Below are 501 nucleotides of genomic sequence, written 5' to 3'. Positions count from 1 at the left end.
CATACAAATTGGCTTTTTTAAGCTCTTCTATAAAAATAAAATCCGATTCTTGCAAGCGTTTGATCTTACTCTCGCTGACTTCGCCTAAAATCCTTATCGCAAGCCCAGGCCCTGGAAAGGGGTGGCACATTAAAAAATCCTGGCTAATGCCCAATTCCTTACCCAACAAACGCGCCTCATCTTTAAATAATTCCCTTAAAGGCTCTATGAGTTTAAAGTCCATCCATTCAGGCAGTCCGCCCACATTATGGTGGGTTTTGATCACTTTTGAAAGCCCTTTAACGCTCACGGATTCAATCACATCAGGGTATAAAGTGCCTTGGGCTAAAAACTCAATTTTGCCTTTTAAATGGTGCTTCTTGGCTTCTTTTTCAAACACTTCAATAAAGGTTTCGCCGATGATTTTTCGCTTCAATTCAGGCTCGCTCACGCCCTTTAATTTAGACAAAAAGATTTCTTTAGCGTCTATCGTGTTTAAAGGGATTTGCAAGTCTTTAAACA

At 40.1% G+C, this 501-nt stretch carries 1 pseudogene; it reads right to left on the bottom strand.

Going from position 1 to position 501, the window contains the following annotated elements:
* Positions 1 to 430, bottom strand: a pseudogene (locus IEY56_RS29270) (glutamine-hydrolyzing GMP synthase); the annotation flags it as partial.
* Positions 431 to 501: the final 71 nt, after the last annotated feature.

Source organism: Streptomyces daqingensis (assembly GCF_014645895.1).
GTDB lineage: Bacteria > Actinomycetota > Actinomycetes > Streptomycetales > Streptomycetaceae > Streptomyces > Streptomyces daqingensis.
The sequence above is the reverse complement of the archived record's forward strand: the minus strand, read 5'-3'. Positions and strand labels throughout refer to the sequence as shown.